The organism is Streptomyces sp. Alt3 (assembly GCF_030719215.1).
In the GTDB taxonomy this organism is placed as follows: Bacteria; Actinomycetota; Actinomycetes; order Streptomycetales; family Streptomycetaceae; genus Streptomyces; species Streptomyces glycanivorans.
Genome location: NZ_CP120983.1, coordinates 4708519 through 4734862 on the forward strand (window position 1 = coordinate 4708519; position 26344 = coordinate 4734862).

Annotated in this window: 25 protein-coding genes, 1 tRNA gene and 1 pseudogene; 19 read left to right on the forward strand and 8 right to left on the reverse strand. The window is 70.6% G+C overall.

Annotated elements, in window-relative coordinates; genetic code table 11:
* Positions 1-33: 33 nt before the first annotated feature.
* Both P8A20_RS20840 and P8A20_RS20845 read right to left on the reverse strand, forming a co-directional pair.
* Positions 34-1314 carry an MFS transporter gene (locus P8A20_RS20840; protein ID WP_306104021.1) on the reverse strand — a complete coding sequence of 427 codons (1281 nt, stop codon included), beginning with the start codon at positions 1312-1314 and terminating at the stop codon, positions 34-36.
* Positions 1315-1672: 358 nt separating this feature from the next.
* A complete protein-coding gene (locus tag P8A20_RS20845; RefSeq protein WP_261989008.1) occupies positions 1673-3217 on the reverse strand; it encodes a potassium/proton antiporter in 1545 nt (514 codons plus the stop codon).
* A gap of 278 nt (positions 3218-3495) precedes the next feature.
* On the opposite strand from P8A20_RS20845, the gene P8A20_RS20850 reads away from it, so the two are divergent.
* Positions 3496-6240 (forward strand): penicillin acylase family protein, encoded by a 2745-nt coding sequence (locus tag P8A20_RS20850; protein ID WP_147963875.1) that lies wholly within the window; start codon positions 3496-3498, stop codon positions 6238-6240.
* Here P8A20_RS20850 and P8A20_RS20855 read toward each other — a convergent pair.
* Positions 6227-6817: a 5-formyltetrahydrofolate cyclo-ligase gene (locus tag P8A20_RS20855; protein ID WP_147963874.1), complete on the reverse strand. Its 591-nt coding sequence runs from the start codon at positions 6815-6817 to the stop codon at positions 6227-6229. The genes P8A20_RS20850 and P8A20_RS20855 overlap by 14 nt on opposite strands.
* Positions 6818-6924: 107 nt before the next feature.
* Between P8A20_RS20855 and galU the strand changes: the two genes are divergently transcribed.
* The 9 genes from galU (at position 6925) to P8A20_RS20900 (ending at position 14978) form a co-directional block, all read left to right on the forward strand.
* Positions 6925-7827, forward strand: coding sequence for a UTP--glucose-1-phosphate uridylyltransferase GalU (gene galU / locus P8A20_RS20860; RefSeq protein WP_147963873.1), 903 nt, complete (start codon positions 6925-6927; stop codon positions 7825-7827).
* A gap of 4 nt (positions 7828-7831) precedes the next feature.
* Positions 7832-9142 carry a molybdotransferase-like divisome protein Glp gene (gene glp / locus P8A20_RS20865; RefSeq protein ID WP_147963872.1) on the forward strand — a complete coding sequence of 437 codons (1311 nt, stop codon included), beginning with the start codon at positions 7832-7834 and terminating at the stop codon, positions 9140-9142.
* A 126-nt stretch (positions 9143-9268) separates the two neighbouring features.
* The gene (gene moaC, locus P8A20_RS20870) at positions 9269-9769 is read left to right on the forward strand and encodes a cyclic pyranopterin monophosphate synthase MoaC (protein WP_147963871.1); all 501 of its coding nucleotides are present in this window, start codon (positions 9269-9271) and stop codon (positions 9767-9769) included.
* Positions 9766-10308 carry a MogA/MoaB family molybdenum cofactor biosynthesis protein gene (locus P8A20_RS20875; protein ID WP_147963870.1) on the forward strand — a complete coding sequence of 181 codons (543 nt, stop codon included), beginning with the start codon at positions 9766-9768 and terminating at the stop codon, positions 10306-10308. The genes moaC and P8A20_RS20875 overlap by 4 nt, the downstream gene beginning before the upstream one ends.
* A 17-nt stretch (positions 10309-10325) precedes the next feature.
* Positions 10326-10955 (forward strand): GNAT family N-acetyltransferase, encoded by a 630-nt coding sequence (locus P8A20_RS20880; RefSeq protein WP_147963869.1) that lies wholly within the window; start codon positions 10326-10328, stop codon positions 10953-10955.
* 157 nt (positions 10956-11112) lie between these two features.
* The gene (gene sepX, locus P8A20_RS20885) at positions 11113-12210 is read left to right on the forward strand and encodes a divisome protein SepX/GlpR (protein ID WP_442812086.1); all 1098 of its coding nucleotides are present in this window, start codon (positions 11113-11115) and stop codon (positions 12208-12210) included.
* 256 nt (positions 12211-12466) lie between these two features.
* Positions 12467-12540 (forward strand) — tRNA-Ala (locus P8A20_RS20890).
* 241 nt (positions 12541-12781) lie between these two features.
* Positions 12782-13846: a saccharopine dehydrogenase family protein gene (locus P8A20_RS20895; RefSeq protein ID WP_187282420.1), complete on the forward strand. Its 1065-nt coding sequence runs from the start codon at positions 12782-12784 to the stop codon at positions 13844-13846.
* A gap of 268 nt (positions 13847-14114) precedes the next feature.
* Positions 14115-14978, forward strand: a complete 864-nt coding sequence (locus P8A20_RS20900) for an alpha/beta fold hydrolase (RefSeq protein ID WP_306104023.1) — start codon at positions 14115-14117, stop codon at positions 14976-14978.
* A gap of 106 nt (positions 14979-15084) precedes the next feature.
* On the opposite strand, the gene P8A20_RS20905 is transcribed toward P8A20_RS20900, so the two are convergent.
* Positions 15085-15531 (reverse strand): anthrone oxygenase family protein, encoded by a 447-nt coding sequence (locus tag P8A20_RS20905; protein ID WP_147963865.1) that lies wholly within the window; start codon positions 15529-15531, stop codon positions 15085-15087.
* A 90-nt stretch (positions 15532-15621) separates the two neighbouring features.
* On the opposite strand from P8A20_RS20905, the gene P8A20_RS20910 reads away from it, so the two are divergent.
* Together P8A20_RS20910 and P8A20_RS20915 are read left to right on the forward strand one after the other, a co-directional pair.
* The gene (locus P8A20_RS20910) at positions 15622-16200 is read left to right on the forward strand and encodes a TetR/AcrR family transcriptional regulator (protein ID WP_147963864.1); all 579 of its coding nucleotides are present in this window, start codon (positions 15622-15624) and stop codon (positions 16198-16200) included.
* A gap of 350 nt (positions 16201-16550) precedes the next feature.
* The gene (locus P8A20_RS20915; protein WP_306104024.1) at positions 16551-17531 is read left to right on the forward strand and encodes a MarR family transcriptional regulator; all 981 of its coding nucleotides are present in this window, start codon (positions 16551-16553) and stop codon (positions 17529-17531) included.
* Between the two features lie 13 nt (positions 17532-17544).
* Here P8A20_RS20915 and P8A20_RS20920 read toward each other — a convergent pair whose 3' ends face one another.
* Both P8A20_RS20920 and P8A20_RS20925 read right to left on the reverse strand, forming a co-directional pair.
* Positions 17545-17751, reverse strand: a complete 207-nt coding sequence (locus P8A20_RS20920; RefSeq protein ID WP_147963862.1) for a DUF397 domain-containing protein — start codon at positions 17749-17751, stop codon at positions 17545-17547.
* A complete protein-coding gene (locus tag P8A20_RS20925; protein ID WP_147963861.1) occupies positions 17748-18593 on the reverse strand; it encodes a helix-turn-helix domain-containing protein in 846 nt (281 codons plus the stop codon). Before P8A20_RS20925 ends, P8A20_RS20920 begins: the two co-directional genes overlap by 4 nt.
* Positions 18594-18808: 215 nt before the next feature.
* Between P8A20_RS20925 and P8A20_RS20930 the strand changes: the two genes are divergently transcribed.
* Together P8A20_RS20930 and P8A20_RS20935 are read left to right on the forward strand one after the other, a co-directional pair.
* Positions 18809-19321, forward strand: coding sequence for an ATP-binding protein (locus P8A20_RS20930; protein ID WP_147963860.1), 513 nt, complete (start codon positions 18809-18811; stop codon positions 19319-19321).
* Between the two features lie 102 nt (positions 19322-19423).
* The gene (locus P8A20_RS20935) at positions 19424-20209 is read left to right on the forward strand and encodes an SAM-dependent methyltransferase (RefSeq protein WP_147963859.1); all 786 of its coding nucleotides are present in this window, start codon (positions 19424-19426) and stop codon (positions 20207-20209) included.
* A 39-nt stretch (positions 20210-20248) separates the two neighbouring features.
* Here P8A20_RS20935 and P8A20_RS20940 read toward each other — a convergent pair whose 3' ends face one another.
* On the reverse strand, positions 20249-20737 hold the full coding sequence (locus P8A20_RS20940) for a GNAT family N-acetyltransferase (protein WP_306104025.1): 489 nt from the start codon (positions 20735-20737) through the stop codon (positions 20249-20251).
* A gap of 50 nt (positions 20738-20787) precedes the next feature.
* Here P8A20_RS20940 and P8A20_RS20945 point away from each other — a divergent pair, with 50 nt between their 5' ends.
* Positions 20788-21606, forward strand: a complete 819-nt coding sequence (locus P8A20_RS20945) for an exodeoxyribonuclease III (RefSeq protein ID WP_147963857.1) — start codon at positions 20788-20790, stop codon at positions 21604-21606.
* 105 nt (positions 21607-21711) lie between these two features.
* Positions 21712-22092: an antibiotic biosynthesis monooxygenase family protein gene (locus P8A20_RS20950; RefSeq protein WP_147963856.1), complete on the forward strand. Its 381-nt coding sequence runs from the start codon at positions 21712-21714 to the stop codon at positions 22090-22092.
* 25 nt (positions 22093-22117) lie between these two features.
* Here P8A20_RS20950 and P8A20_RS20955 read toward each other — a convergent pair whose 3' ends face one another.
* Entirely contained in the window at positions 22118-22759 is a 642-nt protein-coding gene (locus P8A20_RS20955) for a MerR family transcriptional regulator (protein ID WP_147964149.1), read from the reverse strand.
* A 169-nt stretch (positions 22760-22928) separates the two neighbouring features.
* Between P8A20_RS20955 and P8A20_RS20960 the strand changes: the two are divergent.
* The 3 genes and pseudogenes from P8A20_RS20960 to P8A20_RS20970 all read left to right on the forward strand — a co-directional run bounded on the left by P8A20_RS20960 (position 22929) and on the right by P8A20_RS20970 (position 26279).
* A pseudogene (locus P8A20_RS20960) lies at positions 22929-24448 on the forward strand (flavin-containing monooxygenase).
* Positions 24445-25398 (forward strand): alpha/beta fold hydrolase, encoded by a 954-nt coding sequence (locus tag P8A20_RS20965; RefSeq protein WP_147963854.1) that lies wholly within the window; start codon positions 24445-24447, stop codon positions 25396-25398. The pseudogene P8A20_RS20960 and the gene P8A20_RS20965 overlap by 4 nt, the downstream one beginning before the upstream one ends.
* Positions 25395-26279 carry an SDR family oxidoreductase gene (locus P8A20_RS20970; protein ID WP_147963853.1) on the forward strand — a complete coding sequence of 295 codons (885 nt, stop codon included), beginning with the start codon at positions 25395-25397 and terminating at the stop codon, positions 26277-26279. The genes P8A20_RS20965 and P8A20_RS20970 overlap by 4 nt, the downstream gene beginning before the upstream one ends.
* Positions 26280-26344: the final 65 nt, after the last annotated feature.

Sequence of the window (26344 nt, forward strand, 5' to 3'; positions counted from 1 at the left end):
TAACGACGCTCCATACTGACGTATTCCGAGCGATCAGTCCACCGTGACCGGCTCGCGGTGACCGATCCCACGTGCCACCGTCCGTCCTGGGAGCCGCGGCGTGAGCCGTGAACGCAGGGCCAGCAGGGTCGCCAGGGCCAGGGCGGTACCGGCCAGCGGGACCACGAAACCGGTGCTCGCGCCGTGGGCGTCGGCGAGCTGTCCGGCCACCGTGACGGCCGCCGCCTGGCCGAGTGCCACCGCGCCGGTCAGCCAGGTGAAGGCCTCGGTCCTGGCGGACGAGGGCACCAGTGCCTCGACCAACGTGTAGCCGCTGATCAGCGCGGGAGCGATGCACAGGCCGACCAGCAGACCGAGTCCCGCCAGCAGCGGTACGGAGTGCACGGCCCACAGCCCGGACGCGGTCAGTGTCAGGGCCACGTAGCCGACGACCAGCCGGCGGCGCGGGCTGCTCTTCCAAGCGATGGCGCCGCAGGCGATGCCGGCCAGCATGTTGCCGGCCGCGAAGACGCCGTACAGCAGCCCGTTCACGCCGGGCCGGCCGATCTCCTCGGAGAACGCCGTCAGGGAGACCTGCATGCCGCCGAAGACGGAGCCGATGCCCAGGAACGTGACCGCGAGGACCCTCACCCCGGGAACGGAGAGCGCCGACCGGTGCGGCTCGGAGGCCGTGGCGGCGCCGTTGGGTGCGGGCTGGGTGGAGCGCTGGGCGGCGAACAGTACGCCGCCCAGCAGCGTCAGCGCCGCCTCGGCGATCAGTCCGGCCGCCGGGTGCACGCCCGTGCACAGCGCCGTCGCGAGCACGGGGCCGATGACGAACGTGAACTCGTCCGTCACGGACTCGAAGGCGGCGGCCGTGGCCATCAGCGGGGAGGCGGGACGACCCGGCGCCGCGCCGAGCAGGGCGGCCCACCGGGCGCGCACCATCGGCCCGACCTGCGGGATGGACGCCCCCGTGGGCACCGCGGCCAGGAACAGCGCCCACAGGGGCGCGTCCGCCAGGGCGAGCGCGGTGAGGGTGCCGACGGCCGCCGCGTGCACCAGGACGCCCGGCACCAGGACGGCGCGCTGGCCGAACCGGTCGGCGAGCCTGCCGCTCTGCGGCGCGAACAGGGCCATGGAGACACCGGAGACGGCGGCCACGGCACCCGCGCTGCCGTAGGAGCCTGTGGTGTGCTGAACCAGGAGCACGATGCCGATGGTCAGCATCGCGAAGGGCTGCCGGGCGGCGAAGCCCGGGAGGAGGAAGGTCCACGCACCCGGGGTGCGCAGCAACTGCCCGTAACCGGGGCGGTCGGAGACCGTGGACGCCACGGTCCATGCCTTTCTGCCGCCTGGTGGCCGTGTCCCCGGGGCCGCACCGGGGTGCGGGGCATGCGGGAACTGCCGAGAGCTGTCCTCTTCGCGCGGGACTGCGGTAGATGCCGGGCGGCTCGCTCCAGGGGCGAGAGGACGCCACGACCGCCATACGGTCGCGCCAGCTCTGCATCAGACAGAGTTGGTCGATCAGGTTCGAATCGTGTGGATCAAGAGATCCGGTCCTTCATGTTACAGGTTCTGTTCCTGGGTGAGCCTGTGATTGCCCGTGAGTGCAGGTCAGGCGCACCTTGCGGGTCGTGGTGCGCCCGCGATTGCATACAGGCGCCCCACGTCCCCCGGAGGTGGTCCGAGCTCAGTGGCGGGCCCGCCTGCTGCCCGCCTTGTCCCCTTCGTGCTCCTCGCCGCCCTTGGTCAGCTTCCTGGCCAGTTTCGCGAGGTGCGGCACCTCCGCAGCCGGGGCGGTCGCCCCGCCGGTGCCCAGCCAGCCGGCCAGCTTGCCGCCCTCGCCGACCGCACGCAGACGCGCCTCGGTGGCGTCGCGCACGGGGTCGGTCGCGACGACCAGCAGCTCGTCCCCGCGGCGCAGCACTGTCGAGGGGGCGGGGACGAAGCTCGTCCCCTCCCGCACGACGAGGGTGACCGCGGCCCCGGCGGGCAGCCGGAGTTCCGCCACCTCCACGCCGTGCATCCTGGACCTGCCGGGGACGGCCACCGAGAGCAGATGGCCGCGCAGCCGCTCCAGCGGAGCCGACTCGATGCCGAGGTCCGCTGTCTCGGACGGGTCCTCGGAGATCTTCAGGGCCTTGGCGAGCCAGGGCAGTGTCGGCCCCTGGATGAGGGTGTAGACGATGACGAGCACGAAGACGATGTTGAAGACCCGGGTGCTGCCCTCGATCCCGGACACCATCGGGATGGTCGCCAGGATGATGGGGACGGCGCCGCGCAGCCCGGCCCAGGACATCAACGTCTTCTCCCGCTTGGGCAGGCGGAACGGCGCGAGGCTGATGAAGACGGACAGTGGCCGGGCGACGGCGGTGAGGACCAGCCCCACGACCACGGCGGGCCAGAAGTCGTCGATGAGGTCGTGCGGGGTGACCAGCAGTCCGAGCAGGACGAACATGCCGATCTGCGCCAGCCAGCCGAGCCCGTCGGCGAAGCCGCGGGTGGCGGGCCAGTGCGGAAGCTTGGAGTTGCCGAGGACCATCGCGGCCAGGTAGACGGCCAGGAATCCACTGCCGTGCGCCATGGCGCCGGCGGCGTACGCGGACACCGCGATGGCCATCACGGCGATGGGGTAGAGCCCGGACGCGGGCAGCGCCACGTGGCGGATGCCGTAGGCGCCGAGCCAGCCCACGGCCAGGCCGATCGCCGCGCCGATGGCCAGTTCCAGGGCTATCTCGCCGACGAGCACGTACCAGTGCTCCACCGGGCCGACGGCGGAGAACGCCACCACCAGGATGACCACGGGGGCGTCGTTGAAGCCGGACTCGGCCTCCAGGACACCCGTGATCCGGGAGGGGAGCGGAACCCTGCGCAGGACGGAGAAGACGGCCGCGGCGTCGGTGGAGGAGACGACGGCGCCGATGATCAGGGCCTGCCGCCAGTCGAGGCCGACGAGATAGTGCGCCGCGCTCGCGGTGACACCCACGCTGATGCCCACACCGACGGTCGACAGGACCGCCGCCGCCGGAAGAGCGGGTTTCACTTCTTTCCACTTCGTGCCCAGCCCGCCCTCGGCCAGGATGACGACCAGGGCGGCGTAGCCGATCACCTGGGTCAGCTCGGCGTTGTCGAACTTGACGTCGAAGATGCCGTCCTGGCCCATGGCGATACCGATGCCGAGGTACAGGAGCAGGCTGGGGAGCCCGCTGCGGGACGAAATGCGTACGGCCGCCACGGCGACCAGCAGGACGAGTGAGCAGACGAGCAGAAGTTCGTTGAGCGCGTGGACAGTCAGGGTCCGTTTCCTTCCCTGCGTACGCCTTCCGGATCGGCCTCCGGCGGCCAGTACTTCGTTACCTTACCTAATCTTTAACGTTTTCTTGACGCCTTCGAGTGTTCGTGCGAACCGGTGCGCAAATGGATGCATCCCCATACCGCGTCCGAGTGGCTTCCGCGGGGCGCCTATGGTTGCTCCTGCACTCCCAGGACCACCCTGCCCCTCTAAGGACAGCGATGCCCGCCAACACAACCGCCCCTTCCGGGTCTTCCGATGCGAAGAAGACCGGCCGGAAGAAGGGGCGTCGCGCCCGCCTGTTCGTGATCGTCCTGGTGCTGGCGCTTGTCGCGGGTGTCGGGTACGGCGCGTACTGGTCCGTTTCCACGGTCCGGGCCTCCTACCCGCAGACCACCGGGTCGATCGAGCTCAAGGGCCTCTCCGGAGACGTCGACGTGAGACGCGACGACTACGGGATCCCGCAGATATACGCCGACACCGACAGCGACCTCTTCCGCGCCCAGGGGTACGTCCAGGCCCAGGACCGCTTCTGGGAGATGGACGTACGCCGTCACATGACGTCCGGACGGCTCTCCGAGATGTTCGGCTCCGGCCAGGTCGAGACCGACTCCTTCCTGCGCACGCTGGGCTGGCGCAAGGTCGCGCAGGAGGAGTACGACAAGGTCCTGGACGAGGACACCAAGAAGAACCTCCAGGCGTACGCGGAGGGGGTGAACGCGTATCTGGACGGCAAGGACGGCAAGGACATCTCCGTCGAGTACGCGGCACTCGGCCTGACCAACGACTACGAGCCCACCGAGTGGACCCCGGTCGACTCGGTCGCCTGGCTGAAGGCGATGGCCTGGGACCTGCGCGGCAACATGCAGGACGAGATCGACCGTTCGCTGATGACCAGCAGGCTCAGCACGGAGCAGATCAAGGACCTCTACCCGGACTATCCGTTCGAGAAGAACAAGCCGATCGTCGACCAGGGTGCGGTCTCCCCGGTCACCGGGGAGTTCGACCCCGAGGCCGAGCCGTCGGACAGCATCGGTTCCCAGACCGTCGAGGGTGCGACCGAGGGCCTGAACACCCAGCTCTCCGCGCTCTCCGACACCCTGGACGAGATCCCGGCGCTGCTCGGCCCCAACGGCAACGGCATCGGATCGAACTCCTGGGTCGTCTCCGGCGACCACACGACGACCGGGAACCCGCTCCTGGCCAACGACCCGCACCTGGCGCCGCAGCTCCCCTCGCTCTGGTACCAGATGGGGCTGCACTGCCGTCAGGTCTCGGAGTCCTGCCAGTACGACACGGCCGGGTACACGTTCTCCGGGATGCCCGGTGTGATCATCGGCCACAACCAGGACATCTCCTGGGGCTTCACGAACCTCGGGGCCGACGTCACCGACCTCTTCCTGGAGAAGGTCTCCGCCGACGGCTACCAGTACGACGGCAGGACCGAGCCCTTCGTCACCCGCGAGGAGACCATCAAGGTCGCGGGCGGCAGGAGCCGGAAGATCACGGTCCGCGAGACCAACAACGGCCCGCTCGTGTCCGACCGGAGCAACGAGCTCTCGAAGGTCGGCAAGAAGGCTCCCGTCACCAGCAACGCGCCCGACCGCGGCGACGGGTACGGGGTCTCCCTGAGGTGGACGGCACTGGACCCCGGCAAGTCCATGGACGCCGTCTTCCAGCTGAACCGGGCCAAGGACTTCAAGAGCTTCCGCAAGGCGGCCGCGAACTTCGAGGTGCCCTCGCAGAACCTGATCTACGCGGACACCAAGGGCAACATCGGCTACCAGGCGCCCGGCAAGATCCCGGTCCGCACACAGGGCGACGGCACGATGCCGAGCCCCGGCTGGAACCCGAAGTACGGCTGGGAGAAGGACCCCGTCCCGTTCGACGAGCTGCCGTACGAGTACAACCCCGACCGTGGCTACATCGTCACCGCCAACCAGGCGGTCATCGGCGACGGTTACGAGCACATGCTCACCAAGGACTGGGGCTACGGCACCCGCAGCCAGCGGATCAACGACCTGATCCAGAAGAAGCTCGACGGCGGCGAGAAGATCTCGACCGACGACATGCAGACGATGCAGATGGACAACCAGAGCGCGATCGCCGCGAAGCTGGTGCCCGAGCTGAAGAAGATCGGCATCTCGGACAAGAGCGTCCGTGAGGCGCAGAAGCTGCTGGAGGGCTGGGACTACACCCAGGAGTCCGACTCCGCCGCCGCCGCCTACTTCAACGGCGTCTGGCGCAACATCCTCAAGCTGGCCTTCGGCAACAAGCTCCCCAAGGAGATGCGTGCCAAGGGCGACTGCATCTACGTGCGGCCGGTCGCCGGCACCGGGCCGGTGGACGAGCAGGACAAGCTCGTGCGCGAGTGCGGTCAGCGCGCCCCGGATGCGGCGCAGCCCGACGGCGGCGACCGCTGGTACGAGGTGGTCGAGAACATCCTGGACGACCAGGACAACGAGTGGTGGAAGGTCCCGGCCAAGGGGCGCGAAGAGGCGATCGACAGCCGTGACGAGCTCTTCGCCCGCGCCATGGAGGACGCCCGCTGGGAGCTGACCGCCAAGCTCGGCAAGAACATGAACACCTGGAGCTGGGGCCGGCTGCACCGGATGACCCTGCGCAACCAGACGCTCGGCAAGGAGGGCCCCGACCTCCTGCAGCGGGCCCTGAACCGCGGTCCCTGGGACCTCGGCGGCGGCGAGGCGGCGGTCAACGCCACCGGCTGGAACGCGGCCGGCGGCTACGAGGTCGTCTGGGTCCCGTCCATGCGGATGGTCGTGAACGTGGGGGACTGGGACAAGTCCCGGTGGATCAACCTCACCGGCTCCTCGGGGCACGCCTTCAGCGCCCACTACACCGACCAGACCGACAAGTGGGTCGACGGTGAGCTGCTCGACTGGTCCTACGGGGAGGACGCGGTGAAGAAGTCCACCGTCGACACCCTGACGCTCAAGAAGCCCTAGAAGGGAAGCGCCGCGCTCCGGCCGGCGTGACCACGGCATCCACGGGGTGGTCGTGCGGTTCCTCGGGAACCCGCGCGACCACCTCGTCGTCGTACAGCAGGACGACCAGGGCGGGGTGGGCGCCGGCCGACGAGAGCCGGGCCAGCACCCGGTCGTAGCTGCCCCCGCCGCGGCCCAGCCGCATCCCGCGCCCGTCCACGGCCAGTCCCGGCAGCAGCACGGCGTCCGCGTCCAGGACCGCCCGTGGCCCGAGACGTGCGCCGTCCGGTTCCAGGAGTCCCCGGCCTGCGGGCACGAGGTGCTCCGCGCCCTCGAACAGAGCCCAGTCCAGGTCGTTGTCCTCCATGAGGACCGGCAGGAGCACGCGGACGCCCCGCGCCCGCAGCGCGTCCAGGAGCGCGTGCGTCCCCGGCTCGCGGCCCACGGACACATAGGCCGCCACGGTCCGGGCTTCGGTCAGCTCGGGAAGATTCTGGGCCGACGCGGACAGAACCGCAGCGGTCCTTCCGACGTCATCCTGGGTGAGGAGCCTCCGTGCAGCGAGCAGTTCACGCCGCAAGGCTGCCTTTTGGGACATGTCATGGCTCAACGGGTGCTCGCATCTGCTCGCTTATGTGGATGTATGAGAACGAAGTTAACCGGACGCTCATCTTCCGCCCATATGCGCGCGTTAGAGTTCGGCGCATGACTCAGTCGCACCCCAGGATCAGCAAAGCTGTCATCCCAGCTGCAGGTCTCGGCACCCGGTTCCTGCCGGCCACCAAGGCCACTCCCAAGGAGATGCTGCCTGTCGTCGACAAGCCGGCCATCCAGTATGTGGTCGAGGAGGCGGTCGCGGCGGGTCTTTCCGACGTACTGATGGTCACCGGCCGGAACAAGCGTCCCCTTGAGGACCACTTCGACCGGAACTACGAGCTGGAGTCCGCGCTCACCCGCAAGGGAGACGCGGAACGTCTCTCCCGGGTCCAGGAGTCCAGCGACCTGGCCACCATGCACTACGTACGCCAGGGCGACCCGCGTGGTCTCGGTCACGCCGTCCTCTGCGCCGCGCCGCACGTGGGCGACCAGCCCTTCGCCGTCCTCCTCGGCGACGACCTCATCGACCCGCGCGACCCCCTTCTCGCCCGCATGGTCGAGATCCAGGAGCGTGAGGGCGGCAGCGTCGTCGCGCTCATGGAGGTCGACCCCGCGCAGATCCACATGTACGGCTGCGCCGCCACCGAGGCGACCGCCGACGGGGACGTCGTCCGGGTCACCGGGCTCGTCGAGAAGCCGGACCCGGCTGACGCGCCCAGCAACCTCGCCGTCATCGGCCGCTACGTCCTGGACCCCGCGGTCTTCGACATACTGCGACGGACCGAGCCCGGCCGCGGCGGCGAGATCCAGCTCACGGACGCCCTCCAGTTGCTGGCCGAGGACGAGAAGATCGGCGGCCCGGTGCACGGTGTCGTCTTCAAGGGCCGCCGCTACGACACCGGTGACCGTGGCGACTATCTGCGTGCCATTGTCAGACTCGCGTGCGAACGTGAGGACCTGGGCCCGGACTTCCGGACCTGGCTGCGCAGTTACGTCACCGAGGAGTTGTAAAAGCTTGAGCGGCACGATCTGGTCGGTGGACGAGCACCTTGAGGACATCCTCGCCGCGGTGAAGCCGCTCGAGCCCATCGAGCTGCAACTGCCCGACGCCCAGGGATGCGTCCTGGTCGAGGACGTCGTGGTGCAGGTGGCCCTGCCGCCCTTCGACAACAGCTCGATGGACGGGTACGCCGTCCGGATCTCCGACGTCGAGGGCGCCAGCGAGGAGTTCCCCGCCGTCCTCACCGTCATCGGTGACGTCGCGGCGGGCGACGGAGGCCTGCCCGACGGCCGGTCCGTGGGCCCCGGCGAGGCCGCCCGCATCATGACGGGTGCCCCGCTGCCCGCGGGCGCCGAGGCGGTCGTCCCGGTCGAGTGGACCGACGGCGGCACGGGCGGCGGCCCGGCCGACACCATGCGGGCCCACAGCGACGCCCCGGAGGGGGCGAGCGGCGAGGTCCGCGTCCACCGGCCCGTGAAGCCCCGCGCCCATGTCCGGGCCAAGGGCAGCGACGTGACCCCCGGGGACCTGGCGCTGCGCGCGGGTTCGGTCGTCGGCCCCCCTCAGATCGGCCTGCTCGCCGCGATCGGCCGCTCGACGGTGCGGGTGCGGCCCCGCCCGCGCGTCGTGGTGCTGTCCACCGGCAGCGAGCTGGCACAGCCGGGTGAGGAGCTGACCGGCGGCCGGATCTACGACTCCAACAGCTTCGCGCTGACGGCTGCCGCGAGGGACGCGGGAGCCATCGCCTACCGCGTGCCGGCGGTCGCCGACGACGCCGAGACGCTGCGGGCCACGATCGAGGACCAGCTGATCCGTGCTGACATCGTCGTGACCACGGGCGGTGTGAGCGTCGGGGCGTACGACGTGGTCAAGGAGGCCCTGTCGTCCGTGGGCGACGCGGACGAGGCGGGCGGGGGCGTCGACTTCCGCAAGCTCGCCATGCAGCCGGGCAAACCGCAGGGCTTCGGGTCGATCGGCCCCGACCACACGCCGCTGCTGGCACTGCCCGGCAACCCGGTCTCCTCGTACGTCTCCTTCGAGCTGTTCGTCCGGCCGGCGATCCTGACGCTCATGGGCATGGAGGACGTCCACCGCCCATCGGTCCGGGCCACGCTGAACACCGGTGAGGCGCTCCCCTCGCCGTCCGGCAAGCGTCAGTTCCTGCGGGGCACCCATGACGCGGAGGCCGGCACCGTGACGCCCGTCGGAGGGCCCGGATCGCATCTGATCGCCGCCCTCGCACAGGCGGACGCGCTGATCGTCCTGCCCGAGGACGTCACCTCCGCCGAGCCCGGCGCGGAGGTCGAGGTGATCCTCCTCCGCTGACTTCCCGGCGGTGGCGGTACGGTATCTGGCGCTGTGCCTTACCGGGGGAAGCTCCCCGGGCCCCTCGCTCCGCCCCTCGGCGCGGGACGGGCGGGCAACCGGCGCCCTACCGCTAGGCGGAGTGAGTTGAGTACGCAGAACAGGCTGACGCACATCGACGAGGCGGGCGCCGCCCGCATGGTCGACGTGTCGGAGAAGGACGTCACCGCGCGTGTCGCCCGGGCGAGCGGCCGGGTCCTCGTGTCGCCGCGTGTCGTCGAACTCCTCAGGGGCGAGGGCGTCCCGAAGGGGGACGCGCTCGCCACCGCGCGCATCGCCGGGATCATGGGTGCCAAGCGCACCCCGGACCTGATCCCGCTCTGCCACCCGCTGGCCGTGTCCGGAGTGAAGGTCGACCTGAGCGTCGCCGACGACGCGGTGGAGATCCTGGCCACGGTGAAGACCACGGACCGCACCGGGGTCGAGATGGAGGCCCTGACCGCCGTGTCGGTCGCCGCGCTCACGGTGATCGACATGATCAAGGCGGTCGACAAGAACGCGGTGATCACGGACGTGCGGGTCGAGGCGAAGTCGGGCGGCAAGTCCGGCGACTACAGGCGCCCCGCGCCGGAGGGGGCCGACGCATGACCGCGCCCGGCAGCGGAGAGGCCCCGCTCGGCGGCGCTTCGGCCGCCCCGTACTCCGCCCTCGTCGTGACCGCCTCCAACCGCGCCTCCGCCGGTGTGTACGCCGACAAGGGCGGCCCGCTCATCTCCGAGGCCCTCACCGGTCTCGGTTTCGCCGTCGACGGCCCGCAGATCGTGCCCGACGGCGATCCGGTGGAGGCCGCCCTGCGGGCCGGCGTCGCCGCGGGTTACGACGTGATCGTCACCACCGGCGGTACCGGGATCTCGCCCACCGATGCCACACCCGAGGCCACCCGGCGCGTCCTGGACCGCGAGATCCCGGGCATCGCCGAGGCGATCCGCGCCGAGGGCCGCGACAAGGTACCCACTGCCGCGCTCTCCCGCGGCCTCGCGGGCATCGCGGACGGCACCCTCGTCGTGAACCTGCCGGGCTCGACCGGCGGAGTGCGCGACGGCCTCGCGGTCCTGAGCAGGCTGCTGGTGCACGCCGTCGACCAGCTGCGCGGCGGCGATCACCCCCGACCGGGGAGCCCGAGCTGAACGTCCGGACCTGGCCGGTGATCCTGACCGACGGCACCGTCACCCTCCGCCCCATAAAGCTGCGTGACCAGAGCGTGTGGCGCGAGGTCAACCGGCGCAACCGGGACTGGCTGCGCCCCTGGGAGGCCACCGTCCCGCCGCCGGCCCCCGGCGGCCCGGTGGCTCAGCGCCCCACCTACCGGCAGATGATCCGCCACCTGCGCGCCGAGGCGAACGCCGGCCGGATGCTGCCCTTCGCCATCGAGTACGAGGGCCGTCTCGTGGGGCAGTTGACGGTGGCCGGCATCACCTGGGGCTCGATGTGCTCGGGCCATGTCGGTTACTGGGTCGACCGGAGCGTGGCGGGCAGGGGTGTCATGCCGACCGCGGTCGCGCTCGCCGTCGACCACTGTTTCCGTGACGTCGGACTGCACCGGATCGAGGTCTGCATTCGGCCCGAGAACGGCCCCAGCCGACGGGTCGTGGAGAAACTCGGATTTCGTGCGGAAGGGCTGCGTCCACGCTATCTGCACATCGACGGCGCATGGCGGGACCACCTGATCTTCGCCCTCACCGCCGAGGAAGTTCCGGACGGGCTGCTGCGGCGTTGGCGCAGGGTGCGGCCGGGTACGCCGGGTACGTCGCACACGCCCGGGGAAATGAAATAAGTGTTCGAATTTGATCGGTCCGCGAAGGTAATCGGCATCACTTTCGTCGACTGTTGACCCGAACAATCGCAAAAAAAGTCCGTCATATGAGCCTGATCGTGCGACACACCGGGCCAATTGGCGGATGCTGCCGTGCAAACCCCTCTACGGTGTGAGCGTGAGCAGCAGCGGCCTCATCTACGCAGTCATCGTCGGTGCATGGGCCGCCTACTTGGTCCCGATGTGGCTCCGCAGGCAGGACGAGCTCAACGAAGCGCGTCCGACGGAACGCTTCAGCACCGCCATCCGGCTGCTGTCCGGACGGGCGGCCATGGAGCGCCGTTACGCCAAGGAGCTGCGGGAGCGGGATGCCGAGGAGGCGCCTGGCGACGTGGACCCGGATGCCGTCACGGACCGTATGGAGTCCGTCGACGTCCGGGCCTTTTCCGCGCCCCCGGCACATACGGAAGTGCGCTTGCACGACCTGGCATCCGACCGGGCCGAGCAGGACCGCCTGCCGGCCCAGGCGCGACGCCGACGCCCCTCCGGCGCGGAGTCGGAGCGCGAGCGGCGCCGCCGGTCGCAGGTCCTGGCGCGCCGACGGCGTACGACCACGATGCTCTTCATGGCCTTCACGCTCGGCGCGATCGTCGCGGCGGTGGGCGGACTCCGCTTCCTGTGGGCGCCGGCCGTTCCCGCCGTGCTGCTGAGCACCTACATCGTTCATCTGCGGGGTCAGGAACGCCGCCGGTTCGTCTTCACCATGGACCGACGGCGTGCCGAGGTCGCCGCGCAGCGGCTGCGCGAGAACCACCCCCGCAGGCACCAGCCCGCGTCCCCGGCTCCCGCCGAGCCGGACGAGGAGCCTGGAGGGGCGCCCGCACCGGCTCCGACGGTCTCTCCTCAGGAGGCCGGCCGCCGCGCCCTGGTCGAGCAGACCGACCATGCGGAGTGGGTGGACCAGCAGCGCGAACGCGGACCGGCCCAGGGCGACAGCTGGGAGCCCGTCCCGGTGCCGCTGCCGACCTATGTCACCGCCCCCGTCGCCCCGCGCACCAGGGGCGGGGTGGAGGTCGGCGACCCGGAGACGTGGAGCGCGGCCCGGTCCAGCCAGTCCGATCCCACCCGGACCGGCAGCCACGACGTCCCCGCACCCGAGGCCGAGCCCGCCCCGCGCCGCCGCGGCACCCCGCCCAAGCGCACCCGCGACCGAGGCCGCACGCCCCTCTTCGACCAGTACGACGACGAGGACAGGCCGCGCGCGGCCAACGAGTGACCCGGCCCCACCCCGAACGTCCTTCTTCCCTGTCCGATGCCGCCACGGCGACGGCTGCGACGGCGTCGAGCCCCGCTCAGGCCCCGGTGACGGCGTTCCGCGTCCCCTGATCGGCCTCGGCCCGTACGGCGCCCCGGCGACCCCGAGCGACTTCGGCACTTCCCGCCGGAGAAGCCCGCGGGCCCGGCTCGGTGACCTGCCGGGATACGGATTTCCGAGCACCCCCACAGGGGTGCTAGAGTTTCACTCGTTGCAAGGGCCTGTGGCGCAGTCTGGTAGCGCACCTCGTTCGCATCGAGGGGGTCTGGGGTTCAAATCCCCACAGGTCCACCGCACACACGAGATCCCGTCCGATCGAAAGATCGGGCGGGATCTCGTCGTTTCTCTGCCGTGGGACACAGCCGGACGCCGTATCGGCTCGATGGCGGTCGGCACGAAACGTGGTGCGGCCGTGTCCGTGGCCATGGCCGTGTCCGGAACTGTACGGGTGCTGTCGTTCCGGACACTCACGGACGAGTGTGAGTCCGCGCCACGATGGTCGTCATCGGTCGACGAGGCACGGGGAGAGGTCATGACGACGAACAACACGGTCGCGGTCTACGGGGCTTACGGGCACACCGGACGATTCGTGGTGGCCGAGCTGCTGGAGCGTGGGTTCGTGCCCGTTCTCGCCGGGCGCGACGAGAAGAAGCTGAGAGCCCTCGCGGAGGAACGTCCCGGGCTCGACGTCAGACCGGCGTCGGTGGGCGATCCGGAGTCCCTCGACCGTGCCCTGGCCGGTGCGGCGGCCGTCGTGAACAGTGCCGGTCCCTTCGCCACGACCGCCGCCCCGCTGATCGAGGCGGCGCTGCGGGCAGGGATTCCGTACGTGGACGTGGCGGCGGAGATCGAGGCCAATGTCGACACGTTCGCCCACTTCGCGGACCGGGCCCGCGCCGCCGGAGTCGTGGTCGTTCCCGCCATGGCTTTCTTCGGCGGCCTGGGTGATCTGCTGGTCACCGCTGCGATAGGTGACTGGGCCACGGCGGACGAGGCGCACATCGCGTACGGGCTGAGCAGTTGGCATCCCACGGAGGGGACACGGGCCGCCGGCAAGGTCTCGGGGGAGCGGCGCGACGGCCGGCGCGTCCGTTACGCGAAGGGGCAGTTGGAGTACCACGACGACGCCCTGCCCACCGTGGAGTGGTCCTTCCCCGAGCCGATGGGCACCAGGGCCGTCCTCGGCGAGTTCACGATGGCCGACGTCGTCACCGTCCCCAGCCATCTGTCCGTCCCCGAGGTGACCACCTACATGACCACCGACGCGGCCGGGGATCTGTCGGCCCCTCGGACCCCGGCGCCGACCGCGGTCGACGGGACAGGCCGCTCCGCGCAGACGTTCCTCGTCGACGTCGTCGTGCGCTCGGGTGAAGAGGAGCGCCGCGCGGTGGCGCGGGGCCAGGACATCTACGCCGTCACCGCGCCGCTGGCGGTGGAGGCGGTGTCCCGCATCCTCGCGGGGCGGACCAGGACGGTCGGGGTCGCCTCCGCGGGCGGGATCTTCGATGCTGCCGACTTCCTCCGAGCACTATCCGCGCACCTCTCCTTCGAGCTGCGCGACCGGGGGGCGTCTTCTCGGCCGCAAGCCAGTAGGTGATGGAAACGGCCCCCACGCACGAACGGTGACGAGGTCGGCCGTCCGGCGGAAATACACAAGCGGAAGCACTCGTCCGCGTAGTGCGCATGACATTTCGCTGAGTACTGTCAAGCGTCGAACGATGGGCAGCTTGCCCTGGGCCGCCCTCGGAACACCGTGCTCGACACTTCTCAACCGGCCCCGGCCCCGGCCGTGCGGTGGTTCGCGTCGCCGGAACCGGTAGTGCGCGTGCCGCCGACGTCGCAGAGGCCAGAAAGTGAGCAGACAGATGCAACCTACGTTCGTACTGGTTCACGGCGCTTTCGCGAACTCCTTCTCCTTCGCGCCGCTCCAAGCCGAACTCGGCCTCCTCGGGCACCGCTCCGTCGCCGTCGACCTTCCGGGGCACGGGTTCGCGGCCACGTACTCGCGCGCCTACCAGGCGCCGCAGGACCTCGAAGTGCTCGCCACCGCGCCCGGGGCCATCAGGGGCGTCACGCTCGCCGACAACGCCGCGTACCTCGTCGGGATACTGGAGCGGGCCAAGCGGAACGGGCCCGTCGTCCTCGTCTCGCACAGCCGCGGCGGCATGACGGCCACCGTCGCGGCCAACCAGCGGCCCGACCTGATCGACCGTCTCGTCCACGTCTCCGCCTGGTGCCCCGTCGACCTCGACGTCGGCGCCTACTATGCCGAGCCCGAGATGGCCACGGTCGATGCCAAGGGGCTGGCCTCGGGGATGGTCGGGAACCCTGCCGAACTCGGGCTGCTGCGTTCGAACTTCCGCACCGCGGACCCCGGCGTCCTCGCGGCCTTCAAGGCTGCCTTCCTCGCCGACGGGACGGACGAGGAGTTCATGGCCCTCCTCAACACCTTCCAGCCCGACGAGAACCTCGACGTCGGCACGCCCGACGACCGGGCGCAGGCCCACACCTGGGGGCTGATCCCCAAGTCGTACGTCCGGCTGACCGAGGACACCAGCGTGCCGCTCGCCATGCAGGACCGGATGATCCGCGAGGGTGACGCGCTGACGCCTGAGAACCCCTACGACGTCCGGACGCTCACCAGCAGCCACCTGAAGTGGCTGGTCGAGCCGGCGCCGGCGGCCCGGGTCCTGGGTGAGATCGCCGCGCTCGTGACCGCAGACTCCTGACCTGCGGACCCGGCGCGGATGGGCGTCCGAGGTCCGTGCTGGGGAAGCTTCTCGTCGCGCCCAGGGCACCTGTCGGCCGGTGATCGACGGGTGCCCGCCCGCAGGCTCAGGCGACGGCGGCGACCAGCAGGGTGAAGGCGGCGACGATGACGGCGACGCGGACGTAGTGGAAGCGGTCCCAGCGGTTCATCTGCTCCTTCCAGTCCTCGGGCCGGTTCTCCGGGGTCCACGTCTTGCCCCTGTTGTTGATCGGGACGAGCAGCAGGACCGACATGATCACGCTGACGATCAGCAGCGCGCCGGCGGTGACGGTGAGGCCGGTGCCGTCGTGGTGCCACCCCGCGACGGCCCGGACCGCGACGAGGACGAGCGAGCCGATGTACCAGAACGGCATCACGGCGCCGAGCATCCGGCCTCCGTGAGCGCGGCCGAGCTGGCCGCCGTCGCCGGGCAGTGCGTCGAAGATGCGGTTCATGACGAAGGCGACGGAGAACTCCACCCCCACCATCACACCGACGACCACGACGGTGAAGACCTGAAGTGCGTCGAGCATGCCGAGCCCCCTGGGATCTAGCGTTGCTAGCTGATGAAGCAACGCTAGTCCTGCTGCCGCTCGATTGTCTAGCGGTGCTAGGGTCGCGACATGTCAGTCCAGGAACGCAAGGAGCGTGAGCGGGCGGGCCGCGAGCGCCTCATCGTGGCCACGGCCCGCGAACTCGCCGAGCAGCAGGGCTGGGACGCGGTCACCACCCGTCGGCTCGCCGAGCGCATCGAATACAGTCAGCCCGTCCTCTACAGCCATTTCCGGGGCAAGCGCGAGATCATCGGCGCGGTCGCCCTGGAAGGTGCCACAGAGATGGCCGCGGCGGTGCGGGCCGCGACCTCCGCCGCGGACGGGCCGCGCGCCCGGGTCACCGCCCTCGCCCGCGCCTACCTCGACTTCGCCGCACGCAACCCGGCGGTCTACGACGCCATCTTCCAGCTCGACGGCGGTCTCGCGTACGCACGGGAGGACACGCCGGAGCCCTTGAAGGACGCCTTCGCCGCCCTGCTGGAGACCCTCGGCGAAGTCGCGGGCGACGGTGTCCACCCGGGGCTGTACACCGAGACGTTCTGGGCGGCCCTGCACGGGCTGGTCACCTTGACCCGGGCGGGACGGCTCCCGCCGGAGCACACCGAGGTCAGGGTGGGCCTGCTGGTGGACCGCCTCGCCGCGTTCTGACGAGAAGCTCGGGCCCCGAAGCTCGGGGCCCGAGCTCCGGAATCGCCGCATCACTCGTTCGAGGGGCCATGAACGGTCCCCTGTCCGGCGCTTGAGCTTCGGGCTTCGGGAGCCGGGATCCGAGGTCCGGGGGTCGAGCCCTGTTGTTCATCCGGGGGGTGGAAAAAGGGGGTTGAGGAAACCTCCCCACCCTCCCCACCCCGTCACGGCCAGCAAGTATGACTAATCGTGAGCGAGTTGCGGCGCAGAGTCGCGACTGTTTACGGTGCCCACAACGCGTCGACCCCGACGCGGTGTTAGCGCACCGGCCGGGGTCTGACCTCAAGATCGCAACCAAGAAAGACGATCTCGTGGCTGCCCAGCACCTTAGCTCCGCCCCGCACGCACCCGCACCCTCGCGCCCGTACCGCCAGGCCCGCACCGGCTACGGCAAGCGATCCGCGCCCGGTCAACGCCTCCCCGGTCCCGCTGACTTCGCCCTGCTGCCCGAGCGGGAGCGGTATCTCGCCGGTTACGTCGACCACCTGCCCGACGGGGCCGCCATGGACATCAAGTCCCTGGCCAAGGACCTTCCGCTGTACGGCCAGATGGCCATCGGCACCGCGCTCAGGCGGCTGGCCGTGGCCGGGCACCTCCGACATGTGCGCTGCCGTGTGGAGAGCCTCGGGCAGAGCCGCTGGGTCACCCTCACCTTCTGGTCCCGCACCGCCCGCGACAACGAGTGGTGGGCGGCGCAGCTCGCGTCGGACGCCGACGGGACTCCCGGACAGGCCGCCGTCGGACAGGCCGCCGTGGAGGCGGCGCCCACGGAGCCGGAGAGTGCGACGCCCGCCGTTCCCCGGCAGCGCGTCCCTGAAGCTCCGGTCGCCGCTGCCGCCGAGGGGCCGTCCCCGGCGTACCTGGCCCTGGCCCGACTCGGGCGTGTGGAACCGCGTCTGGCGCTCTCCGCCGCCGACTGCGCCGTCCTGGAGGGCCTGGCGGCGGCCTGGTTCGAGCGCGGCGTGGACGCCGAGTACGTCACCCGGGCCCTGATCTCCGGACTGCCCGACCGGATCGGTTCGCCGGTCGGCTTCGTCCGTCGCCGCCTCACCGACAAGGTTCCGGCGCGACTGCCGGAGGCCGTCGCCGCTCCGGCCGCGTCCGTACGCACCGTCCTGGTCGAATGCACGGAATGCGGGCGCCCCGGACCGGCCGAAGCCCTGCCCGACGGCCTCTGCCGCGCCTGCCGCCGGGCCCCGGAAGGGGCGGTCCCGACGTCTGACGTACCGGTCGCCGAGCGGGACATCGAGGCCCATGTGCGGATCCTCCGCGACAAGCTGCGGATGCCCTGAGTCGGGACGGGGCTCAGCCTCGCGCCGTCATCCGCACGAACGCGGCCCACTGACCCTGCCCGACCGTCAGGACCGGCCCGTCCGTGTGCTTGGAGTCGCGGACGTGGACGGAGGTGGGGGTTGCCGCCACCTCGACGCAGTCGCCCCCGTTGCCCGCGCTGTAGCTGCTCTTGAACCAGTTCGGCGCGTCCGTCGGCGACGCCGGCAGTTCAGTCTTCATTGCTCTCCCAACAGCTTCTTGATGAAGGTCAGCGACTCCCTCGGAGTGAGCGCTTGCGCGCGGAGCACTCCGTAGGTGGACTCGAAGGCGCCGACCTTCTTCGGATCCGAGTGCAGTGCGCTCTCGTTCTGCACCTCCATGTACGCCATCCTGCGCCGATCCCCGATGTGTAGCAACGTGAACGCCCCCGCCAGCCCGGCATGTTCCTCCCGTTCGGTCGGCATGACCTGGATCTCGATGTTGCGCTCGTGGCCATGGAGCAGGAGTTGCTCCAACTGGGCGCGCAGGACAATCCGTCCGCCGAGCGGGCGTCGGAGGACGGTCTCTTCGATGACGAAGCTCAGCAGCGGAGCCGGTCGGCGTGAGAAGAGCCTCTGTCGCTCCATGCGTGCGGCCACTCGCTGCTCCACCGTGTCGGCGTCCAGGAGGGGGCGCCACATCTCGAACACCGCCCGTGCGTACTCCTCCGTCTGGAGCAGGCCCTTCACCACATGGCTGTCGTAGGCGTGCAGTTGGGCTGCCTCTGCCTCCAGGCGGACGTACTGCCGGAAGAACGACGGGTAACGAGCCCGTTCCACCTCTCCCTTCATCGCCACCAGAACCCCGCGCCCGCCCACCGCGCGGTCCATCGCCTCGACCATCTCGGGCTTCGGGATGCGCCGTCCCTGCTCGACCGAGGCGATGTGCGCTTCGCCGTAGCCGACGCTCGTTCCCAGTTCCGCCTGGGTGAGTCCCGCAGCCTCGCGCAGCAGCTTCACCTGGCGGCCGAAGCTGCGCAGGAATCCTGCGCCCGGGTCCACGGGGCTCTCGGCGGTACCGGTCACCGTCACCGCACCGTCCATGCTTCCTCGCTCCCGGTCCGCCCTCAGTGGCATCAGGGCAGCAGGTTATGACCGGCCGGGTCCGGCGCGAGGCGGTTTCCCGGCACGCACTCCGTGCGGGTGAGCGGGCGTGCCTGCCGTACAGCCCCGTCCCGGACCGGGTGTGCCCCGACAGAGCCGTTCCGTACGGGTGTCGGTGCTGGTCAGGGCTGTCCGGGGCGCGGGATCTTCGGCGTATGACGACTCCCGCGCAGCCCTCGGGCGACACCTTCGAGCTCCGCTTCTACGCCACCCCGCGTGGTGCCCGTCTCGCCCGGCGGCTGGCCTCGCACCGTGTCCACGAGTGGGGTCACCGCTACGGCACCGAGGCGAACGACACCGTCAGCCTGGTCGTCGGCGAGCTGGCCGCCAACGCGGTCACGCACGGGCTGGTGCCGGGACGAGGGGCCTTGCTCAGGCTGGTACGGCCGGCGCGGGGCAGCATCCGTGTGGAGGTCTCGGACACGCGGGGTGAGCGGTGGCCCGTCCCGGACGGAAGCCTGCCAGGCCTGTCGAGGTCGAGGTCGAGGTCGAGGTCGGAGGCGGAGCCGGGCAGGGGGCTGGTGATCGTGGGGGCGCTCGCCCAGGCGTGGGGTGTGGTGCCCCGCGACGGAGCGCCGGGCAAGACCGTGTGGGCCGAGATCGACGCCTCGCCCGCGATCGGGGCCGGGGGAGGAGTGACCCCTTCCGTCAGGGCGGCCGGACGGTAGCCTGGGCCGTCCTCGCTCACCCGCCCTCCTGGTGAACGCTGTTGAGGGTCGCGCAGGTCAGGCGCGGGTCGTGTGTCCGTGGTTCCGTATGGAGGGCGCCCTGTGACAGCCGGTATACCCAGCTCCCGTATCGACACCGGCAAGCCGCACCCGGCACGGGTCTACGACTGGCTGCTCGGCGGGAAGGACAACTACCCGGTCGATCAGGAGGTCGCGGAGAAGCTGCCCGCCGAGGCGAGGGCGAACGCGGCCCGGAACCGGGCGTTCATGCACCGGGCGTCCGCCTGGCTCGCCGGGCAGGGTGTCGACCAGTTCCTGGACATCGGTACCGGCATCCCCACCGCCCCCAACCTGCATCAGGTCGTCCAGGCCGTCACCCCGCACGCCAGGGTCGTCTACGCGGACAACGACCCGATCGTGCTGCGTCACGCGGAGGCGCTGCTGGTGAGCAGTCCGGAGGGCGCCACCGACTACATCCACGCCGATGTGCGGCAGCCGGAGGAGATCCTCGAACGGGCCGCGAAGCTGCTGGACTTCACCAGGCCCGTCGCGCTGTCCCTCATCGCGCTGATGCACTTCCTGCCCGACGAGCAGGATCCCTACGGCATCACCCGCACCCTGGTCGAGGCGCTGCCCGCGGGGAGTCACCTGGTTCTCTCGCACGGGACCGCCGACCAGCATCCGGAGCTCAGGAAGGAGACGGAGTCCGCGTACAGGAAGGGCGCGATCGCGTTGCGCATGCGTACGCGCGCCGAGGTCGAGCCGTTCTTCGAGGGGCTGGAACTCGTCGAGCCGGGGCTGGTCACCGCACCCGAGTGGTACCGGGAGGAGCCGGCCCCGGTGTACGAGCGGAGCGGGTTCCACGTCGGGGTGGCGCGGGTGCCCTGAGCGGTCGCGGACCGCCTCAGGCTGACGCAGGCAGGCGTCTCAGGAGGGCTCGACCAGCGGCTTGGCCATGCAGATGCTGCTGTCGTACGTGCGGTAGTGGCCGAACTTCTCGCAGACCGTGTAGCCGCTCGACGTGTACAGCGCGATCGCCTCGGGCTGCTGGTCCCCGGTCTCCAGGACCATGCGGGTCCGGCCTGCGGCGCGTGCGTCGGCCTCCAGGGCGGCGAGGACACGGCGCGCGAGGCCCCGGCCGCGGCCCTCGGCGATCACGAACATGCGCTTGATCTCGGCGTCGCCGTCGGAGTAGCCCTCCGGGTTCCGCTCCTGGCTGCGCCAGCCGCCGGTGGCCAGCGGACGGTCCTGCTCGTCGTAGGTGAGCAGATACAGCCCGTGCGGGGGGTCGAACATGGTGGCGTCGAGCGGTGTGACGTCGCCCTCGTCGCCGTAACGCTCGGCGTACTCGAGCTGCACCAAGTCGTTGAGTTTCACGGCGTCGGGGTGATCGAACGGCCGCGGCTGGATATTCATGCGGATAATGGTACATGTATGCGCACGCCCCGCGTAGGTACTGTACCTGGATGCTGACTGTTACCACCGTGAACGTGAACGGGATCCGTGCCGCCGCGAAGAAGGGCTTCGTCGAGTGGCTGGGGCGGACCGAGGCCGAGGTGATCTGCCTCCAGGAGGTCCGCGCGGAGGCGCAGCAGCTCCCGGAGGAGGTGCGTGAGCCCGAGGGCTGGCACGCCGTGTACGCCCCGGCGGCGGCAAAGGGGCGTGCGGGTGTGGGCATCCTCACGCGGCGCGCGCCGGAGCGTGTCCAGATCGGGTTCGGCGGGTTCGAGGTGCCGGGGAGCGAGGAGTTCGACACCTCCGGCCGCTACGTCGAGGTGGATCTCCCCGGGGTGACGGTCGCCAGCCTCTACCTGCCGTCCGGTGAGGTCGGCACGGAGCGGCAGGAGGAGAAGGAGCGCTTCATGGCGGCCTTCCTTCCCTATCTCCAGGGGCTGAAGGCGCGGGCCGCCGCCGGCGGTCGTGAGGTGGTGGTCTGCGGCGACTGGAACATCGCCCACCGCGAGGCCGACCTCAAGAACTGGAAGTCCAACAAGAAGAACTCCGGCTTCCTCCCCGAGGAGAGGGAGTGGCTGACCCGCGTGTTCGACGAGGCGGCGTACGTGGACGTGGTCCGCGCGCTGCATCCGGAGCAGGATGGCCCTTATTCCTGGTGGTCCTACCGAGGCCGGGCCTTCGACAACGACGCGGGCTGGAGGATCGACTACCAGGTGGCGACCCCGGGCCTCGCCGGGCGCGCGGCGAAGGCGTGGGTGGAGCGTGCCGCCACGCACGGCGAGCGGTGGAGCGACCACGCGCCGGTGACGGTCACCTACGAACGGCCGTGACGCACCGGTACGTACGCCCGTGACGTACCGGCCGGTGCGTCACGGTGTCCGGCCTGTTCGGTGAAGGCGCTGGATCGGCCGGTGCGCCCGCTCTACGGTGACGCCATGAGCGCTCACTCCTCAGAGCCTGTCGCGCCCGTCGAGGCCCCTGAACCGCCCTACTACGTGGCTGTCTTCACCGTGGTCCGCACTCCGAGCCAGGACGGCTACGGCGAGACCGACGCGCGCATGGAGGAGCTGGTGAAGGGCATCCCCGGGTATCTGGGGATGGACCACGCGCAGACGCCCGGCGGGCTGGGCATCACCGTCGGGTACTTCCGTGACGCCGACGCGCTCACGGCGTGGCGGACCCACGCCGAGCACCGTGAGGCGCAGGAGCGCGGGCGGGCCGAGTGGTACGAGAGCTACACGCTGCACGTGGCGAAGGTGGAGCGGAGCCACACGTTCGTGCGTCCCCCGGCGCCGCAGGGGCCGACGGCGGGCTGACCCGCGTCACTCCTGGGGTCCGGCGTCATTCCCCGGGCCCGTCCGGGGTCTTGTCCTCACGCAGTCTGCGGTCCAGAGCCATCGACAGCTCGGCGTCGACCACCGCGTGTGCGAGCGTGCGCAGTTGCTCCGGATCGCTGTCGGCGGTGTGGGTGCGCAGGACGCGTACGAAGAGGTCGGCCAGGGCGTCGGCGTGCTCACGCACCTGGCGGCCCGAGGAGAGCACGGCGTCGAGCGGGACGCCGGCCCGTACCAGTTCGGACGAGGCGTCCAGGAGACGCCGGCTGATGTGGACGATCTCGTCGCCGTCGATCCCCAGGTAGCCAAGCTCCATGGAGGCGGAGAGGTTCTCCGCCGTGGCCTGGTCCTTGAAGTAGTCGGCGAGTTGCTCGGGTGTGAGCCGGACCGGGGTCTCCTCGGTGGGTTCGCCCAGGCCCAGGACCTCGGCGACGTCGCGGCCGCTGTCGAAGGTGGCGGCGAGGTCGGCGATGCCGTTGAGGGTGTGGCCCCGTTCCAGCAGGCCCGTGATGGTGCGCAGCCGGGCCAGGTGGTGGTCGTCGTACCAGGCGATGCGGCCCTCGCGGCGGGGTGGCTGGATCAGGCCGCGCTCCCGGTAGAAGCGCAGGGTGCGCACGGTGATGCCGGCCTCCTCGGCCAGCTCCTCCATGCGGTACTCACGGTGCTCGCGTCCTTCAGCCACCCCCGCACCCTATGTTGTACCGCCGGTAACTTTCCTCGTCCCGCCCCCTACCCATCGGTACGGAGCTGCTCTACCCTCCCAACCATGCCAGTGATTGCTGGCAGAGTCGTGGCACGTACCGCGGGGAGGCGGCAGCATGGCCCAGCACGAGCACGTACGAGTGGCGGTGATCGGATCCGGATTCGGGGGACTCGGAGCCGCGGTCCGCCTCCGTCGCGAAGGCATCACCGACTTCCTGGTCCTCGAACGCGCCGGTTCCGTCGGCGGCACCTGGCGAGACAACAGCTACCCGGGCTGCGCCTGCGACGTACCGTCCCACCTGTACTCGTTCTCGTTCGCGCCCAACCCCGACTGGCCGCGCACCTTCTCCGGACAGCAGCACATCCGCGCCTACCTGGAGCACGTGGCCGACACCTTCGGGCTGCGCCCGCACATCAGGCTCGACCACGAAGTCACCGTCATGCGCTGGGACAACGACGAGCTGCACTGGGTGATCGAGACGGCCAACGGCTCCACGATCACCGCCGACACGGTCGTGTCCGCCACCGGGCCGCTGTCGGACCCGAAGCTGCCGGACATCCCCGGGCTGGCCGACTTCCCCGGCAAGGTCTTCCACTCCGCGCAGTGGGACCACGACTACGACCTGAGCGGCAAGCGCGTCGCGGTGATCGGCACCGGCGCCTCCGCGATCCAGATCGTCCCGGAGATCCAGCCGAAGGCCGGCTCACCCTCTTCCAACGGACCCCGCCCTGGGTGATGCCGCGCATGGACCGTGCCATCAGCGGCGCCGAGAAGTGGCTGCACAGGGCGCTCCCCCTCACCGCCACCGCGCGCCGCGGACTCCTCTGGGGGATCCGGGAGTTGCAGGTGGGGGCCTTCACCAAGCATCCCAACCAGCTCGGGCTCGTCGAGTCGATAGCCAAGTCCAACATGGCGCGTGCCATCAAGGACCCCGCCCTGCGGGCCAAGCTGACGCCCTCGTACCGCATCGGCTGCAAGCGCATCCTGCTCTCCAACGCCTACTACCCGGCGCTCGCGCAGCCGAATGTCGACGTGGTCGACTCCGGTCTGTCCGAGGTGCGGGGATCGACCCTGGTCGGGTCGGACGGCTCGGAGACCGAGGCCGACGTGATCGTCCTCGGCACCGGATTCCATGTGACGGACATGCCGATCGCCAGCCGGGTCGTCGGCGCCGACGGCATCACCCTCGCCGAGTCCTGGAAGGACGAGATGCAGGCGCTGCGGGGTGCGACCGCCGCGGGCTTCCCCAACTGGATGACGATCATCGGCCCCAACACGGGGCTCGGGAACTCCTCCATGATCCTCATGATCGAGTCCCAGCTGAACTACATGGCCGACTACCTGCGCCAGCTGGACGTCCTGGGGGGCCGCGCCGCACTCGACGCGAGGCCCTCCGCCGTCGGCGCCTGGAACCGGCGGGTCCAGGAGCGGATGAAGCGGACCGTCTGGAACACCGGGGGCTGCACCAGCTGGTACCTCGACGCCAACGGCCGCAACACCACGGTCTGGCCGGGCACGACTGCCGAGTTCCGGCGGGCCACCCGATCGGTCGACCTCGGTGAGTACGAGGTCGTCCGTCCCCCCGCACTCACCCGAACCGCGGCGCAGGCCGTGACCGAGGAGGCCGCACGATGAGCCGGCTGACGCAGGCGGCGGACATGTCCGCACCCGTGCCCGTACGCGAGCTGAGTGTCGTCTCGGCCGACGGTGCGCGCGTCCACGTCGAACTGCACGGGCCCGAGGACGCGCCCGCCGTGGTCCTGGCCCATGGCTGGACCTGCAACACCCGCTTCTGGGACGCGCAGGTGCGCGATCTGGCGGTGGACCACCGGGTCGTCGTCTACGACCAGCGGGGCCACGGCCGCAGCCCCGAGGCCGGCCCCGGCGGATACAGCACGCGCGCACTGGCCGACGACCTCGAAGCGGTTCTCGAAGCCACGCTCGAACCGGGGCGGAAGGCGGTGCTCGGCGGGCACTCCATGGGCGGGATGACGCTGATGGCGGCCGCCGGACGTGACGCCGTACGGGAGCACGGGGCGGCCGTGCTGCTGTGCAGCACCGGCAGCTCGCGGCTGACGGCCGAGTCGCTGGTGCTCCCGCTGCGGGCCGGTGCCCTCCGGACCCGGATGACCGCGGCGGTGCTCGGCGCGCGTGCGCCCCTCGGGCCGGTCAACGCGGTTTCGAAGATGATCCTCAAGTACGCCACGATGGGACGTGGTTCTGCCCCGGAACGCGTGGATATCTGTGCCAGGATCGTGCATGCGTGTCCCCGCGGGGCACGTGTCGCCTGGGGGCACGTGCTCGCGGAGCTGGACCTGGAGGCGCGGCTGCGTGAGCTGCGGCTGCCGACCGCGGTGATCGCGGGTACGGAGGACCGGCTGACGCCGCCCGTGCACGCGAGGGCCGTCGAGGCGGCGCTGCCGCACAGCCTCGGGCTCACCGAACTGGCGGGCATGGGGCACATGACACCGGTCGAGGCGCCCGAGGTGGTCACGGCGAAGCTCCGCGAGCTGGTGGCCTCGTACGTCACTCTTGAAGGTGCGGGCAGCACGGCGGAAGCCGTGAGCGAGGAGGAGGTCGCATGAGCGGCAGGCGCAGTCTCGAAGGACAGGTCGTCGTCGTCACGGGCGCGGCGCGGGGAGTGGGCGAACTGCTGGCCCGGAAGCTCTCGGCGCGGGGCGCCACGCTGGCGCTGGTCGGCCTGGAGCCGGACGAGCTGAAGAAGGTCTCGGAGCGGCTGCACTCCGAGAGCGACCACTGGCACGCCGACGTCACCGACCACGTGGCGATGAGCCGGGTCGCCGAAGAGGTCAAGCAGCGCTTCGGGAAGATCGACGTCGTCGTCGCCAACGCCGGTGTCGCCACCGGGGGGCCGCTCGTCGACTCGGACCCGGAGGCGTGGCGGCGGGTCATCGAGGTGAACCTGATAGGCGGCGCGGTCACCGCGCGGGCCTTCCTGCCGGTGCTGATGGAGAGCCGCGGCTACTTCCTGCAGATAGCGTCGCTGGCCGCGATCACCCCGGCGCCGATGATGAGCGCGTACTGCGCGTCCAAGTCCGGCGTGGAGGCGTTCGCCCACTGTCTGCGCGGCGAGGTCGGCTACCGGGGCGTGAAGGTCGGGGTCGGCTATCTGTCCTGGACCGACACCGACATGGTGCGCGGCGCCGACGAGGACGACGTCATGCGGGAGTTGAGGCAGCGGCTGCCGTGGCCGACGAACCGCACCTACCCCCTGGGCCCGGCGGTCGACCGGATCGTGGCGGGGATCGAACGGCGCTCCGCGCACGTCTACGCCCAGTGGTGGCTGCGCGGGATGCAGTCGATCCGGGGGTACCTGCCGACGGTGATAGGGACCGTGGGGCAGCGCGAGATGAAGCGCTTCGGGCCCCGGCTCGACGGCGTCGGCAAGGGGCTCGTGGGGGCCGGAGGACGGGCCGATCAGACGGAGCGCGTCCAGGGCGGATGATCGAAATGCGGTGAATGTCCGGGTGTGTAAGTCTGAGCGAGGTCCCACCGGGGCCGACCCCACGC